At 59.8% G+C, this 10,203-nt stretch carries 7 protein-coding genes and 2 tRNA genes; all 9 read right to left on the bottom strand.

Annotated elements, in window-relative coordinates:
- Positions 1 to 60: 60 nt before the first annotated feature.
- A tRNA-Val gene (locus VMA74_RS13430) sits at positions 61 to 135 on the bottom strand.
- A gap of 17 nt (positions 136 to 152) precedes the next feature.
- Positions 153 to 425 (bottom strand): HU family DNA-binding protein, encoded by a 273-nt coding sequence (locus VMA74_RS13425; protein ID WP_284323064.1) that lies wholly within the window; start codon positions 423 to 425, stop codon positions 153 to 155.
- Between the two features lie 328 nt (positions 426 to 753).
- The gene (gene lon / locus VMA74_RS13420; protein ID WP_325367750.1) at positions 754 to 3,261 is read right to left on the bottom strand and encodes an endopeptidase La; all 2,508 of its coding nucleotides are present in this window, start codon (positions 3,259 to 3,261) and stop codon (positions 754 to 756) included.
- A 262-nt stretch (positions 3,262 to 3,523) separates the two neighbouring features.
- Complete coding sequence (clpX, locus tag VMA74_RS13415; RefSeq protein ID WP_325367748.1) at positions 3,524 to 4,828, bottom strand: ATP-dependent Clp protease ATP-binding subunit ClpX; 1,305 nt, start codon at positions 4,826 to 4,828, stop codon at positions 3,524 to 3,526.
- Positions 4,829 to 4,934: 106 nt separating this feature from the next.
- Positions 4,935 to 5,564, bottom strand: coding sequence for an ATP-dependent Clp endopeptidase proteolytic subunit ClpP (gene clpP / locus VMA74_RS13410; protein WP_325367746.1), 630 nt, complete (start codon positions 5,562 to 5,564; stop codon positions 4,935 to 4,937).
- A 236-nt stretch (positions 5,565 to 5,800) separates the two neighbouring features.
- Positions 5,801 to 7,093 (bottom strand): trigger factor, encoded by a 1,293-nt coding sequence (gene tig, locus VMA74_RS13405; protein WP_325367756.1) that lies wholly within the window; start codon positions 7,091 to 7,093, stop codon positions 5,801 to 5,803.
- An 83-nt stretch (positions 7,094 to 7,176) separates the two neighbouring features.
- Positions 7,177 to 7,262 (bottom strand) — tRNA-Leu (locus tag VMA74_RS13400).
- 279 nt (positions 7,263 to 7,541) lie between these two features.
- Positions 7,542 to 9,884: a glycoside hydrolase family 31 protein gene (locus VMA74_RS13395; RefSeq protein ID WP_325367744.1), complete on the bottom strand. Its 2,343-nt coding sequence runs from the start codon at positions 9,882 to 9,884 to the stop codon at positions 7,542 to 7,544.
- A 99-nt stretch (positions 9,885 to 9,983) separates the two neighbouring features.
- The coding region (locus VMA74_RS13390; RefSeq protein ID WP_325367742.1) for a hypothetical protein at positions 9,984 to 10,203 on the bottom strand (220 nt) is incomplete at its 5' end.

Below are 10,203 nucleotides of genomic sequence, written 5' to 3'. Positions count from 1 at the left end.
CCCAAAAGTCCGGCGGGTCTAGGGCCGGACTTCCTGCGGAGATGTTACGCACCGCGGTATTGGTGGGTGCTGAGGGTTTCGAACCCCCGACCCTCGCCTTGTAAGGGCGACGCTCTACCGCTGAGCTAAGCACCCGGACCCTAGCGGGCCGCTTAGTTTAGGGCGTCCTTGAGCGTCTTTCCAGCCTTGAATGCCGGAACCTTGGACGCGGCGATCTTGATTTCCTCGTTCGTACGGGGGTTGCGGCCGGTACGGGCAGCACGGCTGCGTACGGTGAAGGTACCAAAGCCGACGACCGCTACGTCGTCGCCGTTTTGCAGTGCTTTTTGCACGGTCTCGAAAAACGCTTCGAGTGCACGGCCCGCATCAGCCTTGGTGAGTTCGGCTTTTTCGGCGACGGCATTGATCAGATCGGTTTTGTTCATTGAGTTACTCCGTAAACAGGTATTCGGCCCGCGGAAAGGTTGGGACTTGGGGACTTGGCGGGTAAGAAGTCGGATTCGTGCTGGGCGCTGCCACGCAGACCCGCATCACTGTGCATCAGGTGAGACGTCAGGATGAGGTGAGACTTTATACCAGCGCCCCTAAGGGTCCGCAATACAAGCTATACCAACGCATTGCGGAGGTTCAGGCGCGGCATTTACTTACATGGAACCGCTATGCAAAAGCGATCCAGCTGTGTTATGCCGCGATGCGAAATGGGCGACACGCGGAACGTGTCGCCCATCGCAAAACACCTTCGAATGAGCCGTATCAATGCGGTCGCACGGGTGTTTCGGCGCCATCCTCGTGCGGCACCGCTTCCGTGGCGGTGGCGGTCGCGTCAGCACCGGCAGGCTCCTTGGCAGGCAGCGGCTGCAGCGGATGCTCAAGCGCGATATCGAGCACTTCGTCGATCCAGCGCACCGGATGGATATCCAGCGAACTGGTAATGTTTTCCGGAATGTCGGCCAGGTCCTTGCGGTTCTCGTCCGGAATGACCACGGTGGTAATGCCCCCGCGATGCGCTGCCAGCAGTTTTTCCTTCAGGCCACCGATCGGCAGCACGCGACCACGTAGCGTGATTTCACCGGTCATCGCTACTTCGGAACGCACCGGTACCTTGGTCAACGCCGATACGAGCGCCGTACACATCGCGATGCCTGCACTCGGACCATCCTTCGGCGTGGCGCCTTCCGGCACGTGGATGTGCAGGTCGAATTTCTCGTGGAAATCCGGATCAATACCCAGCTGGTTGGCACGCGCGCGCACCACCGACAGTGCGGCCTGGATCGACTCCTTCATGACGTCGCCAAGCTGGCCGGTGTGCACCTGGCGTCCCTTGCCCGGCACGATCGATGCTTCGATGCTCAGTAGATCGCCGCCGACCTGCGTCCACGCCAGACCGGTGACCAGCCCGACTTCGTTTTGTAGTTCCTTGCGGCCGAAATCGAAGCGGCGCACACCGAGATATTTCTCAAGGTTCTCGGAATTCACCCGGACCTGGCCGGGCACGACGACCTCGGCCTTTTTCTTCTTGGCCTTGGCAGGTTCGGCGCCGCCCTTCAGTTCGCCCAACGTAAGCTGCTTGACCACCTTGCGGCAGATCTTGGAAATCTCACGCTCAAGATTACGTACGCCCGATTCACGTGTGTAGTAACGCACGATGTCACGCACCGCTTCTTCATCTACCACGACTTCGTCAGGCTTCAGGCCATTGGCTTTGATCTGCTTGGGCAGCAGGTACTTCTGCGCGATGGCGAGTTTTTCGTCCTCGGTGTAACCCGGGATACGAATGACTTCCATGCGGTCCAGCAAGGGACCTGGGATGTTCAGCGAGTTCGCCGTGGCGATCCACATCACTTCGGAAAGATCGAGATCGACTTCCAGATAGTGATCGTTGAACGTGTGGTTCTGCTCTGGATCGAGTACTTCCAACAGCGCCGACGACGGATCGCCACGAAAATCCATCGACATCTTGTCGATTTCGTCCAACACGAACAGTGGGTTTTTGCTGCCGACCTTGTTCATGTTCTGCACGATGCGGCCAGGCATCGAACCAATGTAGGTGCGGCGGTGACCGCGAATTTCCGCTTCATCGCGCACGCCACCCAGGCTCATGCGAACGAACTTGCGGTTGGTCGCCTTGGCAATCGATTGACCGAGCGAGGTCTTGCCCACACCGGGGGGACCCACCAGGCACAAGATTGGGCCCTTCATGGCGCTGACGCGCTGTTGCACTGCGAGGTACTCGAGAATTCGCTCCTTGACCCGCTCCAGGCCGAAATGGTCGGCATCCAACACTTGCTGCGCGAGCGCGAGGTCTTTGCGCACCTTGCTGCGCTTCTTCCAGGGCACGCCAATCAGCCAATCGAGGTAGTTGCGCACCACAGTGGCTTCCGCCGACATCGGCGACATCTGCCGCAGCTTGCCGAACTCCTGGCGGGCCTTTGCCAGGACGGGCTTGGGCATGCCGGCGTCCTCAATCTTCTTCTGCAACTCCTCGATTTCGTTCGGGCCTTCTTCGCCCTCGCCCAGTTCCTTCTGGATCGCCTTCATCTGCTCGTTGAGGTAGTACTCGCGCTGACTCTTTTCCATCTGCGACTTCACGCGGCCGCGGATGCGCTTTTCCACCTGCTGCAGATCGATTTCGCCATCGACCAGGCCGATCAGCAATTCAAGGCGCTGAGCCACATCGGCGGTTTCCAGCACCTTCTGCTTGTCGGCCATGCGCACGGAGAGATGCAAGGCGATGGAGTCGGCCAAGCGCGAAGGATCATCAATACCCGACAGAGTCGCCAGCACTTCAGGCGGCAGCTTGCGGCTTTGCTTTACCAATTGCTCGAACAGCGACACCAGCGTGCGCGAGACCACATCCAGTTCGCGATCCTTGATGCTGTACACGGGCTCGATGACGCGCGAGCGCGCAACGAGCATCCCACTTTCGTCGAGGTACTCCTCAACAGACACGCGTGCCTGGCCCTCGACCAACACTTTCACCGTGCCATCGGGAAGTTTCAGCAATTGCAACACGCCGGCGAGCGTGCCGACCTGATGCAGGTCCTTGATGGCCGGATCGTCGATATCCGGGCTCTTCTGCGCGACCAGCAGAATCTGACGTTCGCCCTCCATCGCGCGCTCAAGCGCACGCATGGATTTGTCGCGCCCCACAAACAGCGGAATCACCATGTGCGGGTACACGACCACATCACGCAGCGGAAGCACCGGCAGTACGTCCAGGGCGGCGCCAGTAGCGGTGGGGATTGCGGCACTTTTTGCCATCGCAGGGAATCTCTCGCGAAAAAAGATGGAAACCTTGAGCAGCCATCCAGGCCGCCCTTACGGCATCAGCCGGCCGGGGTAAGCCCGAACTCGCTTGGCACATCCTGCACCATCGCGGCTGACGACCCCGACACTGCGCCGAGGCCACTGACTCGTCAAGTGGAGGCAATGTGGGATTCACACAAGTGGTAGCCGCATAACGAAAAAAAACGGCCCCGACGGAAGACCGCCGAAGCCGTTGTTTAACCTCGTACTGCAGCGATCAGGCGGCAGCGTCGCCGCTCTTTTCACTACCGATGCGAGCCTGTTGCTGCAAGTTGCCGCGATAGATCAGATAAGGCTCGGCCTGGCCCTCGATGACAGCGTCATCCACCACAACCTTGCTGACATGTTCCAGCGAGGGCAACTCGTACATGGTGTCCAGCAGCACCTGCTCGAGAATCGTGCGCAGACCGCGTGCACCCGTCTTGCGCTTGAGTGCCTTGCGGGCAATCGCCTCCAACGCTTCCGGGCGAAACTCCAGCTCCACACCTTCCATTTCGAACAGCTTGCGGAACTGCTTGGTAACGGCGTTGCGCGGCTCGGTGAGGATCTTCACCAAGGCGGGTTCGTCAAGCTCATCCAGCGTTGCGACGACCGGCAAACGGCCGACGAATTCCGGAATCAGCCCAAACCGCACCAAGTCGGCCGGCTCCACCTCGGCCAACACTTTGCCGAGATTTTCCGTACGTTCTTTCGATCGCACTTCAGCGGAGAAGCCGATACCAGTGGTTTCAGAACGCTGCTGGATGACCTTTTCCAGACCCGCAAACGCACCACCGCAGATGAACAGTATGTTCTTGGTGTCGACCTGCAGGAACTCCTGCTGCGGATGCTTGCGGCCGCCCTGCGGCGGTACGGAAGCCAGCGTGCCCTCGATGAGCTTGAGCAGTGCCTGCTGCACACCTTCCCCGGAGACGTCGCGCGTGATGGAGGGGTTCTCGCTCTTGCGCGAAATCTTGTCGATCTCGTCGATATAGACGATGCCCGACTGCGCCTTCTCCACATCGTAGTCGCACTTCTGCAACAGCTTTTGGATAATGTTTTCCACGTCCTCGCCGACATAGCCGGCTTCGGTCAGCGTGGTGGCATCGGCGATCGTGAACGGCACATTGAGCAGGCGCGCCAGCGTTTCCGCCAGCAGCGTCTTGCCCGAGCCGGTCGGGCCGATGAGGAGAATGTTGGATTTGCCCAGCTCGACGTCATCGCTGCGCTGGCGCGATTCCATCCGCTTGTAGTGATTGTAGACCGCGACGGCCAGCGCTTTCTTGGCGCGCGTCTGCCCGACCACGTATTGGTCGAGGGTCTCCATGATCTCCTTGGGCTTGGGTAGCTGGCTGCGCCCGGAGGCGGCCTTCTCTTCCAGCTCCTCGCGGATGATGTCGTTGCACAGCTCCACGCACTCGTCGCAGATGAACACGGATGGACCCGCGATCAGCTTGCGCACTTCGTGCTGGCTCTTGCCGCAGAAGGAGCAATAAAGAATCTTGCCGCTGTCGTTGGAACGGCCCTGCCGCTCGTCAGTCATTCGTTTGATCCTGCTAGAAAATCCCGGTACGGGTCGAGAATAACACAGGGTTCCGAGTCCGCACCCGGACCCGGAACCCCAGTTGTGTGATGGAGATCGGCTGGAATCAGGCCGACTTGACCGTTTCGACGGCGCGACGGTCCAGAACGGCGTCGATCAGGCCGTATTCCCTGGCCTGCTCGGCGCTCATGAAGCGATCACGCTCCATATCACGTTCGATCCTATCGAGCGACTGGCCGGTATGGTGAACGTAAATGTCGTTCAGTCGGCGGCGCAGATACAGGATTTCCTGCGCCTGAATTTCGATATCGGTCGCCTGGCCGCGTGCCCCACCCGAGGGCTGGTGAATCATCACGCGCGAATTGGGCAACGAATAGCGCTTGCCCTTGGCGCCGGCCATCAGCAGCAGCGAAGCCGCACTGCAGGCCTGCCCAACGCACATCGTGCTGACGTCGGGCTTGATGAATTGCATGGTGTCGTAGATCGCCAGGCCTGCGGTGACGGCACCGCCGGGGCTGTTGATGTACAGATGGATGTCCTTATCGGGATTCTCCGATTCAAGGAACAGCATCTGCGCCACCAGCAGATTGGCCACCTGATCGTTCACCTCGCCGACCAGGAAGATCACCCGCTCTTTCAGCAGGCGCGAGTAAATGTCATACGAACGTTCGCCGCGAGCGGTTTGCTCGACGACGATCGGCACCAGGTTGAGGTTCTGGATCGGGTCCATGGCCATGCGTGCGGCTCTCCGAAAAGGGGGACTGGGTAACGATTCGTATGCTCCAGCCAGACTAGCAGTTGGTCATTCCATCCGCTAGCAAAGCCAACGAAAACCAGCTGCGAATCCGGCCCATTCGGTATGTGCCCGATTCGCGCTGCCGCGTTCGAAGAGGTATCGAACCGGTCACGCAGAAAGTGCGAAAAGGCGCTTTACTGCGCGCTGGTGAACTCGTCGGGCCTGAACGAATCGTCTCAGGCGCCGACCGGGCGCATCACTTCGTCGAAGCTCAGGTTCTGCACGGTGGTCTTGGCGTGCTCGGCCACCCACTCGGCCACCTGATCTTCCATGACGCGGTTTTGCAGCCCGGACATCAACTGGGGATCGCCATTGTAGAGTTCAATGACCTTTTCCGGCTCTTCGTAGGTCGAGGCGATGGCAGCAAGCTGCTCGGCCAGGCGCATCCGGTCAAGCTTGAGTTCGTTCTTGCGCGCGATCTCGCCCATCAGAAGACCGGCGATGACACGCAGACGGGCAGCTGGCAGGGCGGCGTCGACCAGCTGCTGCGGGGGCTGTTGGCCACGCGGTACGCTGGCAGCCGCCAGGTTGCGCGCTTCGCCCTGCACCATCAGATTTGGCACTTCCAGATCGCTATGTGTCTGGGCGAGCTTTTCGGCCACCTGGGACTTCAGCCGGCCCATCAAGGCGGCCTTGAGTTCGCGCTCCAGATTGGCCCGCACTTCCTTGCGGAAGTGCTCCATGTCGCCGTCGGTGATACCGAACAGCGTGATGAATTCGGCGTCAACTTCCGGCAGCTTGGGTTCCTGCACCTTTACGATCTTGAAGTTCACCTTGGCGGTCTTACCGGCAAGCTGCTCGTTGCGGAAATCAGCCGGGAACTCAATGTCGCTCTCAAACGTCTCGCCTGCCTTGCGGCCGGTGAGCGCGCTGTCCAGCGCCTTGAACAGCGTACCGGAGCCCAGCACGCTGCCGGCGCGCTCCTGGCCCTCGGTCGGGAAGCGGTAATCGTCCGCCACGGCGTCGTACTCGAACATCACGAAATCGCCTTCTGCGGATGCGCGCTCGACTTCGTCGAAGCTGCGGCGCTGCTGGCGCAGGGTTTCGATCATCTTTTCGACGTCTGCCTCAGTGACTTCCGCCACCGGGCGGCTGACTTCCAGCGCGGCAACATCGATTTCCGGGAATTCCGGCATCACCTCGAAGGTGGCCGTGTAGGCGATCTCGCCATTTTCCGGCTGCCCGGTGGTGTCGATGGCAGGGTTGGCGACGGGGCGCAGGTTTTCCTTCTCGAACGCCTCGCGCAGCGTGCTGCTGATGAGGTCGGAGAGCACTTCGCCACGCACCTGCGCGCCAAAGCGCTGCTGGATCACGTTGGCGGGGACCTTGCCCGGACGGAAGCCTTTCAGCCGTACCGTGCGGCTCATCTCGGTGATGCGCGCGCTGACTTGCGATTCAAAGCGCTCTGCCGGAAATTTGACCGTGAGCTTGCGCTCGAGCTTGCCGACGTTTTCAACTGAAAACTGCATGACGTCTCCTGGAATGTCCTGTAATGGCCCGTACCGGCGCCGAGGCGGCTCGCCGCCCGTAACAATCAGGCTCAAGGTTCGGGTGGTGCGAAAGAAGGGACTCGAACCCTTACGGGGGTTACCCGCTGGAACCTAAATCCAGTGCGTCTACCAGTTCCGCCACTTTCGCATCGTTCGCCGGATTGCAAGCTGCGGATTCTCAATGACTTTCTTGGGCCTACTCAAGACCGTCGAATGCCTGCCCTGCCGCGACCTGGGGCGATGGCGACCTTGCGCCAAAGAGACCCATTTTACGGTTCTGCGACGGCCCAGCACAAGCGCGGGCGATCGTTCTCGGGGTTTTTCGCACCGCAACACCCGCCGCAGCCAGGCGGGTGCATCTGGCTGCGCCACCTTCGCCCCTTGTATGTACAAGGCCAAGCAGTGTTGCTCGCCTGGCCTTCGCGTTTTACCTGCCAATCACCTTGGCCAGCCCGGGGACTGCCTTGTCGAAGGCATCTCCGCCGCCGGTGGCGCTCAAAACGCCCGATGCCTCATTCCAATGCAACCGGATTGTCGTGCTCTTGCCCGCTTCATAGCCGTATGACGTACCGTCGTCTTCATACAGGGCAAAATCGCCATCCTTGCCCGGATACACACGGATTTCGACAATGGACTGCTTTGATGCCGTCGATTGAATGTCAGAACCCAGCGGCACGATCGAACCCGCGCGGACGAAGACGGGAATCTGGTCGATGGGCGCTGACACCTTGACCCAGCGTCCGCCGCTCAGTTTTTCGTTCGTCCAGAAGTTGTACCAGTCGCTCCCAGCCGGCAGATAGACATCTTTTTCAGTCTGGCCTTGCTCGGTAACGGGCGCCACCAAAAAAGCCGGTCCAAACATGTATTGCGTGCCGATATTGGCAACGTTGGGATCGTTCGGGAAATCCATCCACAACGGCCGCATGAAAGGCGCACCGGTGTCGTAGGTTTTCTTGGCCTGGCTGTAGATGTAGGGAATCAGCCGGTAGCGAAGCACATCGTACTTCGCCATGATCGCTTCGGCCTGATGGCCAAAGGCCCAGATCTCCGTGTGCTTGCGGTCGCCATGCAAACGCAGCGTGGGCAGGAACGTGCCGTATTCGAACCAGCGCGTAAGCAGTTCCGGGTAATCATTGTTCTGCCCTACCACGTCGCGCGCATCCGATGGATCGAGTAGCGGCGGTTTGGTGGCGCTGGTTGTTTGCGGCAGATACTGCCAACCGCCGATGTCATTGCCCCAATAGGCGATACCGGAGGCGGTCATGTTCAGACCGGTGGGAATCTGGCGCTGCAGCGCTTCCCAGGTTGGGTCGATATCCGACGACCAGAACAGCGCGCCCGTGCGCTGCGAGCCCAAATAGGCGGCGCGGGAAAGAATCAATACACGTTGGTTGGGCTTCCATGCGCGCATACCCTGCGCTACGCCTTCGACGTGCAGCAATGGATAGACATTGTGATAGCGGTCGCCTGAGCCGATCGAATAGAAATAGCCGTCCGGCACCAGATCCGGCTCGGTTTCATCCAGCCACGGATAGTCGAAGCCATGCGACAGGATGTTGTCGCGCGCATGCTCCCAATACCACTTGCGCGCGGCAGGGTTGGTCGAGTCGATCAAGGCGCCTGCGCGATCCGAACGAAACGGCAGGCCGTCGACCGTCTTGCCGTCCTTGTCCTTCAGGAAATACCCCTTGGCATCGAGCTCCTTGAAATAACGACTGGCGCGTTCAAACCGCGGCCAGATCGATATGATCGACTTCATGCCCATGTCATGAAGCTGCTTGTTCATGCCATCGGGATCGGGAAACTCGGCTGGATTGATATCCAGCTGGCCCATATGCGTCCAGTAGAACCAGTCCACGACCATGATATCGAGCGGGTAATGCTTTTCTCGATACGTGCGCGCGACACGCAACACCTCCGCCTGACTGGCATAACGCGCCTTGGACTGGATCAGACCGAAAGCAGCTTTGGGCGGAATCGGCGTCTTGCCGGTTACCCGCGCATAAGCCGAATAGATGTCTTCCGGCGTGTTGCCCGTGACGACAAAGAAACTGACGCGCTCACCCACCTTTGACTGAAAACTGGTGCGGCCACGAATGCCGGCGACGAAGCGCGTGTCGGACGGGTTGTCCCAAATGATGCCGTACCCCTTGGACGACACCATGAAGGGCACGCAGACCGTCTCGCCACTCGGCGCGTCATACCAGTGCTGGCAATCGATCACGCGCCCCCGCAGATCCAGCGGACCAAGGCTATCCTGGTTCTGGCCCATGCCGTAGTAGTGCTCGTCGGCCGGCGCCGAAAACGTAGCGCCCACCTGATAGGTCGCTTCGCCTGCCACTTGATGCGGCGACATTTCCCAGCCGGTCATATTGACGATGGTTTCGCCCTTGGCATTCTTGACCTGCAAGCGGACCGGCGCCAGGGTGGAAAGAAAATATCGCTCCATCACGCCCGGCGTATGCGGCGGCGGCGCGGCATCGACGTGCAAGGTCAAATCCGGGGACGCAAAGCTGTCTCCATTCTGATCGCTGGTTTGATGGAAAGCCGAATTGTCGGCATGGTCGGCGATAATGCCGTAACCCGGCCCCTTCAAGGCCTCGGCTTTGTCGGCAGCGATCGTTACGTGGATGACGTTCGGGCCATAAGCCTCGATGCTTACCCATGCGCCGTGGCGATCAAGCGTCGTCATCGGTGCTGCATCGGCAACCGTAATGGTCGCCACGAAGAATAGAGCCAGGCTCAGCAGTGCAATGTTAGGCAAACGCACGACAACCCCTTACCGTTAGCATTCAAACCCCGCGTCGACAGGCGCACGCGGCAGAATGCCTAGCTATTTATCATATAAATCAAGCTTATCCGCCACCCTTCACGGCTGAGCGATCAAATTCGCTATGCGAGTTGGGGGAATAAGTAAAAGACGAGCGCGCAGATCGCCGGCCGATAAGTGTTCGATGCCGGATTGTGCATCCGCGTAATGCTTCTTCCATGCCCGAACTGTCGACCGTGCGCCCGATCGCAGCCGAGGAATGGACAAAGAAAAAGGCACCCAGGAAAACCTGAGTGCCTGTTTTAGCTGGTGGGCCGTG

Source organism: Dyella sp. (assembly GCF_035508675.1).
Classification (GTDB): Bacteria; Pseudomonadota; Gammaproteobacteria; order Xanthomonadales; family Rhodanobacteraceae; genus Dyella_B.
Note: the sequence above shows the minus strand (reverse complement) of the source record. Positions and strands in the feature narration are given on the sequence as shown.

Coding starts and splice junctions, on each gene's coding strand:
- clpX (WP_325367748.1), bottom strand. CDS start 4,828: ATGACTGACGAGCGGCAGGGCCGTTCCAACGACAGCGGCAAGATTCTT.
- lon (WP_325367750.1), bottom strand. CDS start 3,261: ATGGCAAAAAGTGCCGCAATCCCCACCGCTACTGGCGCCGCCCTGGAC.
- VMA74_RS13425 (WP_284323064.1), bottom strand. CDS start 425: ATGAACAAAACCGATCTGATCAATGCCGTCGCCGAAAAAGCCGAACTC.
- tig (WP_325367756.1), bottom strand. CDS start 7,093: ATGCAGTTTTCAGTTGAAAACGTCGGCAAGCTCGAGCGCAAGCTCACG.
- clpP (WP_325367746.1), bottom strand. CDS start 5,564: ATGGCCATGGACCCGATCCAGAACCTCAACCTGGTGCCGATCGTCGTC.